Genomic DNA, 16,171 nt, shown 5'->3' with positions numbered 1-16,171 from the left:
CCTCCCTCGCCCGCCGCTCCCTCATCGCCGCCGCCCCCTCACACCACCTCCGCCCCCTGCACAATCCGCAGCGCCCACCACATCCCCAGCCCCTCCAACAGCCCACCGGCGAACAGGCACCCGAGCCCCGCCCCGGAGTGCAGCAGCACGCCCAGCGGATCGGCGCCCATGACCGCGCCGAGGAGGAGGCCGAGGACCGGCAGCCCGGCGAGCATCGCGACCGTGGAGCGGGCGCCCGCCAACTGCGCTCGCAGATCGGCACGTTGGTCCCGTTCCGCGCGCAGTGCGGCTTCCAGGCGGTCCAGTCCCGCCGCGAGCCCCGCGCCCTGGTCCACGGCCACCCGCCAGCACGCCGCGAGCCCCAGCAGCCCGTCGGCACCCGGTCGGCGCGCCGCCACCGCCAACGCGCCCGGGACGTCGCCGCCGAAGCGCGCCGCCGCCAGCACCGCCGGCTGAGCGTCGCCGAGCCCGCCCGAGTCGTGGGCGGCGCGCAGCAGCGCCTCCCCCGGCTGCCGTCCGGCACGCACCTCCCCGGCGAGCGCCGCGCACAGCGCGATCACCGCGTCCCCGCGCCGTTCCCGCGCGCGCCGCGCCTCCCCGGCCAGCCGCATCCGCCGCAGCAACGGCACCCCGGCCGCCCCGGCGACGAGCGGGAGCACCGAGGCGCCCAGCATCGCCACCACGAGCCCGACGGCCGGCGCCCACCACTCGGCCCGCAGTCGCCCACGGGCGCGCCGTACCTCACCGGCCAGGTGCCGCCAGGCGGGCGGTCCCACGCCCACCGTCCCGCCGCCCGCGAGCAGCAGTTGCGCCCGCCGCGCCTGGGAACGCCGCTCGCCCAGCGCCCACGCGGTCGCGGCCACGCACACCAGGGCCGCGCCCGTCGCCGCCTCACCCGTCCCGATCACCGCTCCGTCCCCCCGTCACCCGTCCCGATCACCACGCCGTCCCCCCGGTCGGCCGACTCGTCCAACTCGCCTCCCCCACCGCGAAGCAGCCCCCGCAGCCGCTCCCATCCCCGCTCCGGCACGAACGCCCGCGGGCCCCACCGCAGCGCCGGCACCGTCCGCACCAGCCCCGACGGCTCCCGTTCCAGCACATGCACCTCGGCGACCCGCCGCCGCCCGGCCCGGTCCCGCACGAGATGCAGGACCACCGACAGCGCGGCCGCCAACTGGCTGTGCAGCGCGGCCCGGTCGAGCCCGGCCGCCGTGCCGAGCGCCTCCAGCCGGGCCGGTACATCGGCCCCCGCATTGGCATGGACGGTCCCGCAGCCGCCCTCGTGCCCCGTGTTGAGCGCGGCCAGCAGATGGACCACCTCCGGTCCCCGGACCTCGCCCACGACCAGCCGGTCCGGCCGCATCCGCAGGGCCTGCCGCACAAGGTCCTGGAGCGTGACGAGCCCTGCGCCCTCCTGGTTGGCGGGTCTGCTCTCCAGCCGTACGACGTGCGGATGGTCGGGCCGCAGCTCCGCCGAGTCCTCGGCGAGGACGATCCGTTCGCCCGGCCCGACGAGCCCGAGCAGTGCGCTCAGCAGTGTGGTCTTGCCGCTGCCGGTCCCACCGCTGATCAGGAACGACAGCCGTGCCCGGACGAGCGCCCCGAGGACGCGGTCCCCGCCCGGCGGCACCGTGCCCGCGCCCACCAGTTCGTCGAGCGTGAACGCGCGCGGCCGTACGACCCGGAGCGAGAGGCAGGTGCAGCCGACGGCCACCGGGGGCAGCACGGCGTGCAGGCGGGTTCCGTCGGGCAGTCGGGCGTCGGCCCAGGGCCGTGCGTCGTCGAGCCGGCGTCCGGCCACCGCGGCCAGGCGCTGCGCAAGGCGTCGTACGGCCGCCGCGTCGGGGAAGGAGACGCCGGTCAGCTCCAGTCCGCGGCCGCGGTCCACCCAGACCCGGTCCGGGGCCGACACGAGTACGTCGGTCACCGAGGGGTCGGCGAGCAGCGGTTCCAGCGGTCCGCTGCCGATCAGTTCGGACCTCAACCGGTCGGCGGCTCCGAGGACTTCGGCGTCCCCGAGCACCCGCCCCTGTTCCCGCAGGGCCTGCGCCACGCGCGCGGGCGTCGGTTCGGCCCCGCTCTCGGCCAGTCTGCGGCGCACCCCGTCGAGCAGTTCCACCGACATGTCGGCTGCGTCAGGTCCCGAGATCGCGTTCATACGGCCCCCGCCTCCAGCAACGCCCGCTCCCAGAACCCCTTGCAGAATCGGGCCAGTGGTCCGCGGCCCGCCGCGGCGGGCGGGGACTTGCTCCCGTGGGGCCGCAGCAGGCCGGACTCGACGGGCACTTCGCCGGCCAGGGGCAGTCCGAGGAGCCGGGCCACCTCACGGTCGTCGAGTCCGGGCGCGTACGGCCCGCGCACCGCGACCCGCAGGTCCCCCAGCACCATTCCGACCGCGGAGGCAACGCGGCCCGCGGCCGCGACGGCTCGCAGCTCGGCGGGGACCACGAGGATCCCGAGGTCGAGCTGGGCGAGCGCCTCGGCGACCCCGTCGTCGAGGCGGCGCGGCAGATCGACCACGACGGTGCCGCCACGGCGGCGGGCGGCGGCCAGCACCGCCCGTACGGCCTGCGGCGGAACGGCGACGCAGTCTCCGCGGTCCCAGCTGAGCACCCTCAGCGAGTGCAGCCGGGGCAGCGACTCCTCCAGGGCGCCGCCGCCGACCCGCCCGCGCGAGGCGGCGAACGCGGGCCAGCGCAGCCCCTCGGCCGTCTCGCCGCCTAGGACTACATCGAGTCCGCCTCCCAGGGGATCGGCGTCCACCAGCAGGGTGCGCAGTCCCTCGCGCGCGGAGGTGACCGCCAGCGCGCAGGCCAGCGTGGACGCGCCGGCCCCGCCTCGGCCGCCGATGACGCCCACGGTGAGTGCGGGCCGGCCCACTCCCTCGGCCACGTCGGCGATGCGGTCGACCAGCCACTGCTCCCCGTCGGGCAGCATCAGGACATGGTCGGCGCCGATCTCGACGGCCCGGCGCCAGACCCCGGAGTCGTCCTGGTCCCGGCCGACCAGCACCACTCCGCGCCTGCGGGCGGCTCCCCGCACGCGGCGGGCCGCGTCGTCGCCGACCAGGACGAGCGGTGCGGCCTCCCAGTTGCCTCTGGGTTCCGGAATTCCGTGATGGACCTCGGGTGTGGCGCCGGCGGCCGCGCACAGGCGCAGCAGGTCGTCCAGCAGGTCGGCGTCCTCGGTGACGATCAGCGGTGCGCCCGGCTGCCCCGAGGCGGCGGGCGGTGGATCATGTGTGACGGCTGCGGTCATGGCTTGGGTCCCCCTTCGCTGCATCTCTCGCGCAGCCCCTGCGGCCCCGCGATTCCCAAACGTGTGAAGAACCGGCGTCCGGTCTCCATATGAGCGGCCGATACGAACCGGCCAAACGCGCCCGACTAACCGGAACCGGCCATGAACTCGACGCCGGCGGGACGCGTTGGAATCACGGTGCAGCGATGCCGGAAATCGTGTGGATCTTGGTCGAAAACTGTGGACAACTCCGCGGTTGTGAATATCGCCATCACCCATACCGGTGACCCCTGTACTGGTCTCCGTACGGCTTCCGCAGAGCAGCGCGTCAACTACGCACAGTGACGGATCATGGGCATGTCGAAGAGGCGGCTACAGCCGCCTCGATGCGACCTCACGGTCACGAACAGAAGGGGAAAACCCACCCGGACATGCGACGACCCCCGCCGGGGGGGAGAGCGGGGGTCGTCTCCACGGCCGACTCGGGGGGGGAGGAGCCGGGCCGGGTTAGCACGGTCGCGAACGATCCGTGACTTCCATGGTGTACCCGAGAGCCCTCTCAGGCAAACCCACGCGCCCCACCTTACGCCGAATGGGCTGCGCCTATGCTCGGGGTCGTGGAAAACCACTCCTTGCCCCGCACAGCTGCCTTCTTTGACCTGGACAAGACGGTCATTGCGAAGTCGAGCACGCTCACGTTCAGCAAGTCGTTCTACCAAGGCGGACTGATCAACCGCAGGGCCGTCCTGCGGACCGCCTATGTCCAGTTCGTCTTCCTCGCGGGCGGCGCCGACCACGACCAGATGGAGCGCATGCGCGAGTACCTCTCCGCGCTGTGCCGCGGCTGGAACGTCGAACAGGTCAAGGAACTCGTCGCCGAGACCCTCCACGACCTGATCGACCCGATCATCTACGACGAGGCCGCCTCCCTCATCGAGGAGCACCACACCGCCGGCCGCGACGTGGTGATCGTGTCCACGTCGGGCGCCGAGGTGGTCGAGCCGATCGGCGAACTGCTGGGCGCGGACCGCGTGGTGGCCACGCGCATGGTGGTGGGCGACGACGGCTGCTTCACCGGAGAGGTGGAGTACTACGCGTACGGCCCGACGAAGGCCGAGGCCATCAAGGAGCTGGCCGAGTCCGAGGGATACGACCTCTCGCGGTGCTACGCCTACAGCGACTCGGCGACCGACCTGCCGATGCTGAAGTCGGTCGGCCATCCGCACGCCGTGAACCCGGACCGCGCACTACGCCGCGAAGCCCTCGCGCGCGGGTGGCCGATTCTCGACTTCCACCGGCCGGTGCGGCTCAAGCAGCGGCTGCCCGCGCTCTCCGTACCGGCCCGTCCGGCGCTCGTCGCGGCGGCGGCCATAGGCGCCGCGGCAGCCACCGCGGGTCTCGTCTGGTACGCCAGCCGCCGCCGCGCCGCACTCATTTGACCTGCGCGTTCGCCACCACACTCGGGCCGTTCGCAATACCGGCGCCCGTTTACATCCTGTTTGAACCTAAAAGTAAAGAACTGCAGCCAGGACTTCCGCTTGCCCCATGCCTGGAGTACAAAGGAGTCAACGGCCCGCGAGACCAAGGACATCCGAAAGGATCACCTTAAAAACGCAATTTGGCCCCACGGACCGAGCATGAACACTGGGCACCCACGCGACGTCGACCCGTCGATTACGGGCCAGCCGCACCAGGTCACGGGCAAAGCTCCCGACCTGATGGGCAACATATCGAGGACGCTTGGTAACCGGGTGGACATGCCAGCGGCGGTACGAATACTCGTACCGCCGCAACCCGTTGAGGCCCCCTGTTCGGGGGCCTTTTCCGTCTAGGCCGCGCCCCGCTGGAGCGCCTCGCACACCGCCGTCGACTCACGCGCACCGAGCCCGACCGCCTTGCCGCAGTGCTCGATCCAGGCGGCCACGCCCTCCGGAGTGCCGGAGACGTACCCGTCGAGCGCCGCCAGATAGGCCGCCCGGCCGAGTTCGGCGTGACCGACCTCCGCCGGACAGACGGACTTCGGGTCGAGGCCGCTGCCCACCAGGACGATCCGCTCGGCCGCGCGCGCGACCAGGCCGTTGTGGGACGTGAAGGGGCGCAGCGCCAGCAGCTCGCCGTGCACGACGGCGGCCGTCACCAGCGCCGGGGCGGAGCCCCCCGCGATGATCAGCTCGGACAGGCCCTCCAGCCGTCCGTGTACCTCCGCCGCGCTCGGCAGCGGCAGCTTGATCAGCGGCTCGTCGACCGGCTCGCCCGCCTGCCGCGGACGCCCGACCTCGGGGCCGTTGGTCGCCGCCGCCACCAGGTGCAGGCGCGCCAGCACCCGCAGCGGCGACTGCCGCCAGATGGACAGCAGTTGACCCGCCTCGGCGGTCAGCCGCAGGGACGCGCCCACGACCCGCGCCTCTTCGTCACCACTGAAGTCGGTACGCCGGCGCACCTCTTCGAGGGCCCAGTCGGCACCGGACAGCGCGGCGGAACCCCGGGCGCCGCGCAGCGCGGCCTCGGAGGTGATCGCGTTGCTGCGGCGCCGCATGATCCGGTGCCCGTAGACCCGGTCCACGGCCTTGCGCACGGACTCCACGGACTCGGCCACACCGGGCAGCGAGCCCAGGGCCGCGAGCGGATCGGCGGACGCGCCTGTCGTACTCATGAGTACGACATTACGCACCTCCCGGCACCGCCCCACGATCGAGTGGCCTTCTTCACGTCCGCCTGCCACGTACGGCGACTGCGGCACTACCCTTGGTGAACATGAAAATTGCTTTCGTCGGGAAGGGCGGCAGCGGCAAGACGACCCTGTCCTCCCTGTTCATCCGGCATCTCGCAGCCGCCGGAGCGCCGGTGGTCGCGGTCGACGCCGACATCAACCAGCACCTGGGGGCCGCGCTCGGCCTCGACGAGTCCGAGGCGGCCGCCCTGCCCGCGATGGGCGACCGGCTGCCGTTGATCAAGGACTACCTGCGCGGCTCCAACCCGCGCATCGCGTCGGCCGAGACGATGATCAAGACGACCCCGCCCGGCGAGGGCTCGCGTCTGCTGCGGGTGCGCGAGGACAACCCGGTCTACGACGCCTGCGCCAGGCCGGTGGAACTCGACGGCGGCGCCGTCCGTTTGATGGTCACCGGGCCCTTCACGGACGCCGACCTGGGGGTTGCCTGCTACCACTCCAAGACAGGAGCGGTGGAGCTGTGCCTGAACCACCTGGTGGACGGGCGTGACGAGTACGTCGTGGTCGACATGACCGCCGGCTCGGACTCCTTCGCCTCAGGCATGTTCACCCGCTTCGACATCACGTTCCTCGTCGCCGAGCCGACCCGGAAGGGGGTCTCCGTCTATCGCCAGTACAAGGAGTACGCCCGCGACTTCGGCGTCACCCTGAAGGTCGTCGGCAACAAGGTGCAGGGTCAGGACGACCTCGACTTCCTCCGCGCCGAGGTCGGGGACGACCTGCTCGTGACGGTCGGGCACTCGGACTGGGTGCGCGCCATGGAGAAGGGCCGCCCGCCCCGGTTCGACCGCCTGGAGGACGCCAACCGCCGCGCCCTGCGGGAGCTGCGGTCGGCCGCCGATGCCACGTACGAGGTGCGGGACTGGGAGCGCTACACACGCCAGATGGTGCACTTCCACCTGAAGAACGCACAGTCGTGGGGCAACGAGCGGACCGGGGCCGACCTGGCCGCGCAGGTCGACCCCTCCTTCGTCCTCGGTGAGGGCGTCACCGCTCTGGCGTGACGGTCAGGGCCTTGCCGCCGGCGCCCCGGGCACGCCCTTCGGCGCCGGGGCGGGGCGGCCCGACAGGAAGGACGCCCAGCCCTGTTGCGGGGCCTCGCCGACCTTCAGCGTGTTGAGCTTCGCCAGGACCTGCGGGTCCTGGGCGTCCAGCCAGTCGGCGAGCTGACGGAACGACACACAGCGCACCTCGGACTTGGTGCACACCTGCTCGATGACCTCCTCGACGGCCCGCATGTAGGTGCCGCCGTTCCAGGACTCGAAGTGGTTGCCGATGATCAGGGGCGCCCGGTTGCCGTCGTAGGCGCGGTTGAAGCCCCCCAGCAGTCCGTCACGCATCTGGTCGCCCCAGAACTCGTACTTGTCCGGGTCGCCCTGGCTGGTGGTGCCGGACTGGTTGACCATGAAGTTGTAGTCCATGGTCAGCTGCTCGTAGGAGTGGCCGGGGAACGGCACGAGCTGCATCGACAGGTCCCACAGGCCTTCCTCCTTCTTCGGCCAGAGCTGGTTGTTGACGCCGCTGGTGTCGTAGCGGAAGCCCAGGTCGCGGGCCGCCTTCATGAAGTTCTTCCGGCCCTCCAGGCACGGTGTGCGGGCGCCGACGAGCTCCTTGTCGTAGTCGAAGGGCAGCGCTGCCGCCTTCGTCATACCGGTGTTGGTCTTCCAGGACTTCACGAACTGCTTCGCCTGGGCGATCTCGTCCTTCCAGTCCTGCACCGACCACTCGCCGACACCGCCGCCCCGGCCGCAGAAGTGGCCGTTGAAGTGGGTGCCCACCTCGTTGCCCTCCAGCCACGCCCCGCGCAGCTGCTTGACGGTGTCAGCGATGCCCTGCTCGTCGTTGAAGCCGATGTCGGAGCGGCCCGGGGAGTGCTGCGGCGGCCGGTACAGGTCGCGCTTGTGCTCCGGCAGCATGTACACGCCGCTCAGGAAGTACGTCATCGTCGCGTTGTTGGCCTTGGCGACCTTGCGGAAGTGGGAGAACAGCCGCTGGCCGTCCTCGCCCGCGCCGTCCCAGGAGAACACCACGAACTGCGGCGGTTTCTGACCGGGCTTCAGCCGCTCGGGTCTGGGCAGGTACGGCTGGGCGCCGGTGTACGAGGTCGAGCCGTCGCCGATCAGCCGGACCGGGCTCCTGGGCGGCGCCTGGGCCGGCTTCGCCTTCTGCGGGCCGGGGGCCCCTGCCTTGGAACCGTCGGTGCCGAGGGCGCAACCGGCGAGTGATGCGGCACAGACCGCGGCGACCACGGCGCCCGCGGCGATCCTCTGGGTGGCGGCCATGTTCCGCCCACCTCTTCCTTCTCTCAGGCCAACGCCGGCAATGGCGTTTTCTAGTGATCTGCCGGAAATGCCGACAGCGCCGCCAAGGTCGCACGGGACCGAGAAGGAATTAGTACGACAAGCCGATCAAAGATCCCCATCACTCTTCCGGGCGAGGTATTCACCCATTTGCCTGGAAAATCTATGCCCGCCCTTTACTCTGCATTACGATCCGTTTACCGAGCGTTGAATCATCCCGCCGCTGCACGCCGTGACCCACGGCCGCGACCCGACCCCCCGCCATCCGACGGGGGACCGCCAGACCCGCGACCGCGCTGCCCCGGAGGAGACGGGAACCATGTCAGCCTGCGTCCCCACCCGCGCCACCGACCCCACTCGGACCAAGCGCCCCCACCCACCCCACAGTCCGCCCCCGACCCGGCCCCGCCGCTTCCGTGTCGCCGGTGCCGATGTCTCCGCGTCCATCGCGGTCTTCCTGATCGCCCTGCCCCTGTCCCTCGGCATCGCCCTGGCCACCGGAGCCCCCCTCCAGGCAGGCCTCGTCGCGGCCGCCGTCGGCGGACTCGTCGCCGGCCGGATCGGCGGCTCCCCGCTCCAGGTCAGCGGCCCCGCCGCCGGTCTCACGGTGGTCACCGCCGACCTCATCCAGCGCTACGGCTGGCGGACCACCTGCGCCATCACCGTTCTCGCCGGACTCACCCAACTCGGCCTGGGCTTCCTGCGCGTGGCGCGCACCGCGCTCGCGGTCAGCCCCGCCATCGTGCACGGCATGCTCGCCGGTATCGGCGTCACCATCGCCGTCGCCCAACTGCACATCGTCCTCGGCGGCACCCCGCAGAGCTCCGTCCCCGCCAACCTGCGTGCGCTGCCCGCCCAGTTGGCCGACCTGCATCCGGCCGCCCTGTCGGTGAGCGCGCTGACCCTCACCCTGCTGCTGCTCTGGCCGCGGATCCCCGGCCGGGCCGGACGTCTGCTGCGCGGGATCCCGGCCGCGCTCGTCGCGGTCGCCGGCGCCACCGCGACCGCCTCGCTCGCCGGGCTCCACCTGCCCAAGGTCGACCTGCCGTCCTGGAGCAGTCACGCGCTGGCCGGGCTCCCCGAGGGCCCGGTGCTGGGTCTGGTCGCCGCGGTGCTGACCGTCACCCTGGTGTGCAGCGTGCAGTCGCTGCTCGGCGCGGTCGCCGTGGACAAGCTGGTGACCGGCCGCCCGGGCCTGACCACCCGTGTCGGCCGCTCCGACCTCGACCGCGAACTGCTCGGGCAGGGCGCGGCCAACATCGTCTCCGGCGGCCTCGGGGGACTGCCCGTCGCCGGTGTGGCCGTGCGCAGTTCGGCAAATGTTCAAGCCGGTGCCGTGAGCCGGAACTCCACGATGCTGCACGGCGTTCTCGTAGTAGTCGCCGCGCTGCTGATGGTCCCGATCCTGGAGCTCATCCCGCTCGCCTCGCTCGCCGCCCTGGTGATGGCCGTCGGCATCCAGATGGTGTCCCTGCACCACATCCGCACGGTGACCCGCCACCGCGAAGTGCTGGTCTACGCCGTCACCATCACCGGCGTGGTCTTCCTCGGCGTCCTGGAGGGCGTGGCGCTCGGGATCGCCATGGCCGTCACCGTCTCCCTGCACCGCCTCGCCCGCACCCGGATCACCCACGACGAGAAGGAAGGAGTCCATTACGTACATGTCCGAGGACAGTTGACGTTCCTCGCGGTGCCGCGGCTCAGCCGTGCCCTGCATCTCGTGCCCCAAGGGACCCGAGTGGTCGTGGAGTTGGACGGGTCCTTCATGGACCACGCGGCCTACGAGTCCTTGCAGGACTGGCAGAACACGCACACCGCGCAGGGAGGCTCCGTCGAGCTGACCGGCCGCCGCGCCGGAGTCCGCATCGCCGAGCCCGGAGCCGCCGCCGACCCGAGCGCCGACTCCGGGGCCGTCGAGGCGACCGCTCCCACCGGCTGCCGTTGCAGCCCCTGGACGCCCTGGCGCAACCACCAGTGCGAGCGACCGATGGCGGTGCCCGAGGACACCGGATCGTCGCCCGGCCCCGGTGCGAGCGACGGGACCGGCGCATCCGGGCCGAGCGGGCATGAACTGGCGCGTGGCATCAGTGCGTTCCAGCGCAATACCGCTCCCCTGGTGCGAGGCGAGCTGGCCCGTCTGGCCCGCGAGGGACAGCGGCCCTCCCAGCTCTTCCTCACCTGTGCCGACTCGCGTCTCGTCACCTCGATGATCACCTCCAGTGGTCCCGGTGACCTCTTCGTGGTGCGCAACGTGGGCAACCTGGTGCCTCCCCCGGCCAACACCGGGAGCTGCCCCCAGCCCGGTGAGGAGAGCGGGGACGACTCGGTCGCGGCCGCGATCGAGTACGCGGTGGACGTGCTGCAGGTGCGGTCCATCACGGTGTGCGGACACTCCGGGTGCGGGGCCATGCAGGCGCTGCTCAACTCCGAACCCGGCGGCGCCCAGACCCCGCTCAAGCGGTGGCTGCGGCATGGCCTGCCGAGCCTGGAGCGCATGGCCGACGACAGCCGGCCCTGGGCCAGGCTCGCCGGGCGGGCACCGGCCGACGCGGTCGAGCAGCTCTGTCTGACCAATGTGGTCCAGCAGTTGGAGCATCTGCGGGCCCACGAGTCGGTGGCCCGTGCCCTGCGGAAGGGGGAGTTGGAACTGCACGGGATGTACTTCCACGTGGGCGAGGCGCAGGCCTACCTGCTCACCAGGGCGGGCGCGGACGACGTGTTCGACCACGTGGCCGGCGTGGAGGACCTGCGCAGTCCGGCGTAGCGCTCCGCGGGACGGGCACCCCGGGCGTCGGCACCGACCGGGATGCCCGTCGGCTGCGGGTCAGTGCCGGGGCACCTCCACGGGCTTGCAGGCACCGACTTCGCCGCGCACCGCGTAGACGCCGACGATCAGGACCTCGCTCCTGTCCGCCTGGGAAGGCCTCGTGTTCTCGATGGCGAGGGAGTCGCCGGGGTGCAGAGTGGTCTTCCAGGTCCCCGCCCGGACGGCCTCCCGCACCAATGCACGCTGCTCGTCCTCGACTCTGTGCGGCTTCTCGGCCGAGTCGCCGTCCCAGAAGGAGGGAAGCGGTTCGCCGCGCGGCTGCTCGCACTGCTTCCCGGCCGGGAGGTCGTCGATGGTCACGTGGATGCCCTGCGCCCGCAGCCGTTCGGCGAGTTGGAGCTGGGCGTCGGGGGCGAGGGACATGTCCTTCATGGTGAGGGTCACGCTGCCATCGCCGTGGCGCTGCACCGCGTACGCGGGTGTGTCGGCCGGTGAGCCCGGCACCAGCACTACGGCCAGCCCGGCCGCCGAGCAGGCAGCGGCGGCAAGGGCCAGCCTGGGGCGCGTGAGCACACGGCGCCGTGCGGCGGGTGCCTCGGCCGAGGCGGTCCGGTCGGCGGCGCGGAGCTCGATCTCGCTCCGCAGCTCCGTCAGCAGTCGGTCCTCGAACGTCGTCCTGGTGGTCATGCCTCTCCTCCGGTGGCGTACGACAGGGATGTGTTCTGCGGGTCCGGGGCCGTCGAATCGGCCTGCGCGCGCAGCGACTTGCGGGCCCGGTGCAGTCGTACGCGGGCCGTGACGGGGCGGATGCCGAGGGCGGCGGCGGTCTCGCCGAGGGTGAGCTGGTCGACCACGATCAGCTCCATGACGGCCCGCTCGCCCTCCGGGAGCCGTTCCAGGGCCGCGAGGGCGCGGCGGCCGGGGCTCTCGGCGTCGAGCTTGTCCTCAAGGCGGGCGATGTCGTCGGCCTCCAGCAGCCGCCGCCCCGAGATGCGCCGGTCGCGAGCCGTCTCGCGGGCCATCCGGCGGTACTCCCCCGCGACCACGTTGCGGGCGATGCCGTAGAGCCAGGCTCGCTCGCTGCCCCTGCCGGGGCGGTAGGTGTGGGCGGAGTCGAGGACGGCGAGGAAGACCTCGGCGGTCAGGTCCGCCACTGTGTGGGCGTCCGCGACACGCCGGGCCACGAAAGAGGTCACGGCGCTCACATGGCGCCGGTAGAACTCCTCGAAGAGTTCCGGGTCGCGGGCCGCCGCGGCGGGCCCGCCCCGTATCCCTTCCACTCGGACTCCCTTCTCGTCGGTGACGCTTCACCCGTACTTGGGCCGAAGTGTGAAAGGCGTTACAGAGTCTGAACTCCGCCTGGTCAGCGTCCGTGGGTACGGATGACGCCGACTGCCGCAAGAACTGCCACCACCAGCCGCACACAGGTCTAAACCAATTCCCGGTCGACCCTTGTCATCGGGCCCTCAGGTCTGATGAGCTGTGGCCTGGGACACAACGGTCGCCCCCGACAAAGCGCCGCAAGGGAGATGTCGTGAGCAACGAAAGCCTGGCCAACCTGCTCAAGGAAGAACGCAGGTTCGCACCCCCCGCCGACCTGGCCGCGAACGCCAACGTCACGGCGGAGGCGTATGAACAGGCCAAGGCTGACAGGCTCGGCTTCTGGGCCGAGCAGGCCCGCCGGCTGACCTGGGCCAAGGAGCCGACCGAGACGCTGGACTGGTCGAACCCGCCGTTCGCCAAGTGGTTCAAGGACGGCGAGCTGAACGTCGCGTACAACTGCGTGGACCGGCATGTGGAGGCCGGGCACGGCGACCGGGTCGCCATCCACTTCGAGGGCGAGCCCGGTGACAGCCGCGCGATCACCTACGCCGAGCTCAAGGACGAGGTCTCCAGGGCCGCCAACGCCCTGCTGGAGCTGGGCGTTCGCAAGGGCGACCGGGTCGCCGTCTACATGCCGATGATCCCCGAGACGGCCGTCGCGATGCTCGCCTGCGCCCGGATCGGCGCCGCGCACTCGGTCGTCTTCGGCGGGTTCTCGGCGGACGCACTCGCCACCCGTATCCAGGACGCCGACGCCAAGGTCGTCATCACCTCCGACGGCGGCTACCGGCGCGGCAAGCCGTCCGCGCTCAAGCCGGCGGTGGACGACGCGATCGACAAGGTGGACAACGTCGAGCACGTGCTCGTCGTCCGGCGGACCGGGCAGGACGTCGCCTGGACCGAGGGCCGTGACGTGTGGTGGCACGAGATCGTCGAGCGGCAGAGCGCCGAGCACACCCCCGAGGCCTTCGAGGCCGAGCAGCCGCTGTTCATCCTCTACACGTCCGGTACGACGGGTAAGCCGAAGGGCATCCTGCACACCTCCGGCGGCTACCTCACCCAGGCGGCCTACACCCACCACGCCGTCTTCGACCTCAAGCCGGAGACCGACGTGTACTGGTGCACCGCCGACGTCGGCTGGGTCACCGGGCACTCGTACATCGTCTACGGGCCGCTCGCCAACGGCGCGACGCAGGTGATGTACGAGGGCACGCCGGACACCCCGCACCAGGGCCGCTTCTGGGAGATCGTGCAGAAGTACGGGGTCACCATCCTGTACACGGCGCCGACCGCCATCCGTACGTTCATGAAGTGGGGCGACGACATCCCCGCGAAGTTCGACCTCAGCAGCCTGCGCGTCCTCGGCTCGGTCGGCGAGCCCATCAACCCCGAGGCGTGGATCTGGTACCGCAAGCACATCGGCGCGGACGCCACCCCGATCGTGGACACCTGGTGGCAGACCGAGACCGGCGCGATGATGATCTCGCCGCTGCCCGGCGTGACCGAGACCAAGCCCGGCTCCGCGCAGACGCCGCTGCCCGGCATCTGCGCCACGGTCGTCGACGACGAGGCGAACGAGGTCCCGAACGGCGGTGGCGGCTACCTGGTCCTCACCGAGCCGTGGCCCTCGATGCTGCGCACGATCTGGGGCGACGACCAGCGGTTCATCGACACGTACTGGTCGCGCTTCGAGGGCAAGTACTTCGCCGGTGACGGCGCGAAGAAGGACGACGACGGCGACATCTGGCTGCTGGGCCGGGTCGACGACGTGATGCTCGTGTCCGGGCACAACATCTCCACCACCGAGGTCGAGTCGGCCCTCGTCTCCCACCCCTCCGTGGCCGAGGCGGCCGTGGTCGGCGCGGCGGACGAGACGACCGGCCAGGCGATCGTCGCCTTCGTGATCCTGCGCGGTACGGCGGCCGAGACCGAGGACCTGGTCGCCGAGCTGCGGGGTCATGTGGGCGCCACGCTCGGCCCGATCGCCAAGCCGCAGCGGATCATGCCGGTGGCCGAGCTGCCGAAGACCCGTTCCGGCAAGATCATGCGCCGGCTGCTGCGCGACATCGCCGAGAACCGTGAGCTCGGCGATGTCACCACGCTGACGGACTCCACGGTCATGGATCTCATCCAGGCGAAGCTGCCGGCGGCGCCGAGCGAGGACTGATCCACCGACCACCGAAGGGCCGCCCGGGCGAACGCGCCGGGTGGCCCTTTTGTGCCTAATGTGAGGTCCGCCGGATGCTTCCCCACGCACGTTAGGTAAGCTAAAGAAAACGACGTCTACATCAGGTGCGCCGGGAAGTCTGGTCGGCATGTGCTCCGTGCTGCCCACCCGACCGGAGGTCTCCCGTGTCCGCGCCCCGCCCCGCCCCCAGCCGCAAGGTCCTCGGACGCCTCTCCCTGCCCGAGCGCACCTTCGTCGCGGACGCGCTGCGTACCGAGACGGTCGGCGGTGTATTGCTGCTCCTGGCCGCGGTCGCCGCGCTGATCTGGGCGAACACCCCCGCCCTGCACGACAGCTACGAGAGCGTCAGCCACTTCCACATAGGCCCCGCGGCCCTCGGACTCGACCTGTCCCTCGCCCACTGGGCCGCCGACGGACTCCTCGCGATCTTCTTCTTCGTCGCCGGCATCGAGCTCAAGCGCGAACTCGTCGCCGGTGACCTCCGCGACCCCAAGGCAGCCGCGCTGCCCGTGGTCGCGGCCCTGTGCGGCATGGCCGTACCGGCGCTCGTCTACACCCTCACCGCCGCCACCGGCGGGGGCTCGCTGTCGGGCTGGGCGGTCCCCACCGCGACCGACATCGCCTTCGCGCTGGCCGTGCTCGCCGTCATCGGCACCTCCCTGCCGAGCGCCCTGCGCGCCTTCCTGCTCACCCTCGCCGTCGTCGACGACCTCTTCGCGATCCTGATCATCGCGGTCTTCTTCACCGACACCATCGACTTCGCCGCGCTCGGCGGCGCGGTGGTCGGCCTCGCGGTCTTCTGGCTGCTGCTGCGCAAGGGCGTACGCGGCTGGTACGTCTACGTCCCGCTCGCGCTCGTCATCTGGGCGCTGATGTACAACAGCGGCATCCACGCCACCATCGCCGGCGTCGCCATGGGTCTGATGCTGCGCTGCACCCGCCACGAGGATGAGCAGCACTCCCCCGGCGAGCACATCGAGCACCTGGTACGGCCCCTCTCGGCGGGCCTGGCCGTGCCGCTGTTCGCGCTGTTCAGCGCGGGTGTGTCGATCTCCGGCGGCGCGGTCGGCGATGTGTTCAGCCAGCCGGAGACGCTCGGCGTGGTGCTCGGGCTCGTGGTCGGCAAGACGGTCGGCATCTTCGGCGGCACCTGGCTGACGGCACGTTTCACCAGGGCCTCGCTCAGCGACGACCTCGCCTGGGCCGATGTGTTCGCCGTGGCCACGCTCGCCGGCATCGGCTTCACCGTCTCGCTGCTCATCGGCGAACTCGCCTTCGAGGGCGACACGACAATGACGGACGAGATCAAGGCCGCCGTCCTGCTGGGCTCCCTCATCGCGGCGACCCTGGCGGCCGTGCTGCTGAAGATACGGAACGGCACGTACCGCCGGATGTGCGAGGCCGAGGAGCGCGACGAGGACCTCGACGGCATCCCGGACATCTACGAGGAGGACCAGCCGGAGTACCACCTGCGGATGGCTGCCATCCACGAGCGCAAGGCCGCCGAGCACCGCAGGATCGCCGAGGTCAAGGCCGCCGAGCGCCACGCCCTTGCGGAAGTGACGGGCGGGGCAAGCGAGGACAACGACCGTCGGGCATGATCTGACGGGACGGTACAAAACCTG

12 protein-coding genes are annotated in these 16,171 nt (G+C 71.5%); 5 read left to right on the top strand and 7 right to left on the bottom strand.

What is annotated here, in order from left to right; translation table 11 throughout:
- Positions 1–38: 38 nt before the first annotated feature.
- From AB0Q90_RS28720 to ssd, 3 genes are read right to left on the bottom strand one after another with little or no spacing between them, the layout of a single operon-like run.
- Complete coding sequence (locus tag AB0Q90_RS28720; protein ID WP_363161021.1) at positions 39–908, bottom strand: type II secretion system F family protein; 870 nt, start codon at positions 906–908, stop codon at positions 39–41.
- Entirely contained in the window at positions 905–2,158 is a 1,254-nt protein-coding gene (locus AB0Q90_RS28715; protein WP_363161022.1) for a TadA family conjugal transfer-associated ATPase, read from the bottom strand. Before AB0Q90_RS28715 ends, AB0Q90_RS28720 begins: the two co-directional genes overlap by 4 nt.
- Complete coding sequence (ssd, locus tag AB0Q90_RS28710) at positions 2,155–3,258, bottom strand: septum site-determining protein Ssd (RefSeq protein WP_363161023.1); 1,104 nt, start codon at positions 3,256–3,258, stop codon at positions 2,155–2,157. Before ssd ends, AB0Q90_RS28715 begins: the two co-directional genes overlap by 4 nt.
- 584 nt (positions 3,259–3,842) lie before the next feature.
- Between ssd and AB0Q90_RS28705 the strand changes: the two genes are divergently transcribed.
- The gene (locus tag AB0Q90_RS28705) at positions 3,843–4,676 is read left to right on the top strand and encodes an HAD-IB family hydrolase (protein ID WP_363161024.1); all 834 of its coding nucleotides are present in this window, start codon (positions 3,843–3,845) and stop codon (positions 4,674–4,676) included.
- 389 nt (positions 4,677–5,065) lie between these two features.
- Here AB0Q90_RS28705 and AB0Q90_RS28700 read toward each other — a convergent pair whose 3' ends face one another.
- A complete protein-coding gene (locus tag AB0Q90_RS28700; RefSeq protein WP_363161025.1) occupies positions 5,066–5,890 on the bottom strand; it encodes an oxidoreductase in 825 nt (274 codons plus the stop codon).
- A 101-nt stretch (positions 5,891–5,991) separates the two neighbouring features.
- Here AB0Q90_RS28700 and AB0Q90_RS28695 point away from each other — a divergent pair, with 101 nt between their 5' ends.
- Positions 5,992–6,972, top strand: a complete 981-nt coding sequence (locus AB0Q90_RS28695) for an ATP-binding protein (RefSeq protein ID WP_363161026.1) — start codon at positions 5,992–5,994, stop codon at positions 6,970–6,972.
- Between the two features lie 3 nt (positions 6,973–6,975).
- Here AB0Q90_RS28695 and AB0Q90_RS28690 read toward each other — a convergent pair whose 3' ends face one another.
- Entirely contained in the window at positions 6,976–8,250 is a 1,275-nt protein-coding gene (locus tag AB0Q90_RS28690; RefSeq protein ID WP_363161027.1) for a hypothetical protein, read from the bottom strand.
- A 337-nt stretch (positions 8,251–8,587) separates the two neighbouring features.
- Here AB0Q90_RS28690 and AB0Q90_RS28685 point away from each other — a divergent pair, with 337 nt between their 5' ends.
- Complete coding sequence (locus AB0Q90_RS28685; RefSeq protein ID WP_363161028.1) at positions 8,588–11,032, top strand: SulP family inorganic anion transporter; 2,445 nt, start codon at positions 8,588–8,590, stop codon at positions 11,030–11,032.
- 60 nt (positions 11,033–11,092) lie between these two features.
- Here the strand turns inward: AB0Q90_RS28685 and AB0Q90_RS28680 are convergent, their stop codons facing one another.
- Together AB0Q90_RS28680 and AB0Q90_RS28675 are read right to left on the bottom strand one after the other, a co-directional pair.
- Complete coding sequence (locus AB0Q90_RS28680; RefSeq protein ID WP_363161029.1) at positions 11,093–11,722, bottom strand: hypothetical protein; 630 nt, start codon at positions 11,720–11,722, stop codon at positions 11,093–11,095.
- Positions 11,719–12,315 carry an RNA polymerase sigma factor gene (locus AB0Q90_RS28675; RefSeq protein WP_363161030.1) on the bottom strand — a complete coding sequence of 199 codons (597 nt, stop codon included), beginning with the start codon at positions 12,313–12,315 and terminating at the stop codon, positions 11,719–11,721. The genes AB0Q90_RS28680 and AB0Q90_RS28675 overlap by 4 nt, the downstream gene beginning before the upstream one ends.
- A gap of 254 nt (positions 12,316–12,569) precedes the next feature.
- Between AB0Q90_RS28675 and acs the strand changes: the two genes are divergently transcribed.
- The gene (gene acs, locus AB0Q90_RS28670; RefSeq protein ID WP_363161031.1) at positions 12,570–14,525 is read left to right on the top strand and encodes an acetate--CoA ligase; all 1,956 of its coding nucleotides are present in this window, start codon (positions 12,570–12,572) and stop codon (positions 14,523–14,525) included.
- A 185-nt stretch (positions 14,526–14,710) separates the two neighbouring features.
- On the top strand, positions 14,711–16,147 hold the full coding sequence (gene nhaA / locus AB0Q90_RS28665) for a Na+/H+ antiporter NhaA (protein WP_363161032.1): 1,437 nt from the start codon (positions 14,711–14,713) through the stop codon (positions 16,145–16,147).
- Positions 16,148–16,171 lie beyond the last annotated feature (24 nt).

The organism is Streptomyces sp. NPDC079141 (assembly GCF_040686775.1).
In the GTDB taxonomy this organism is placed as follows: Bacteria; Actinomycetota; Actinomycetes; order Streptomycetales; family Streptomycetaceae; genus Streptomyces.
Note: the sequence above shows the minus strand (reverse complement) of the source record. Positions and strands in the feature narration are given on the sequence as shown.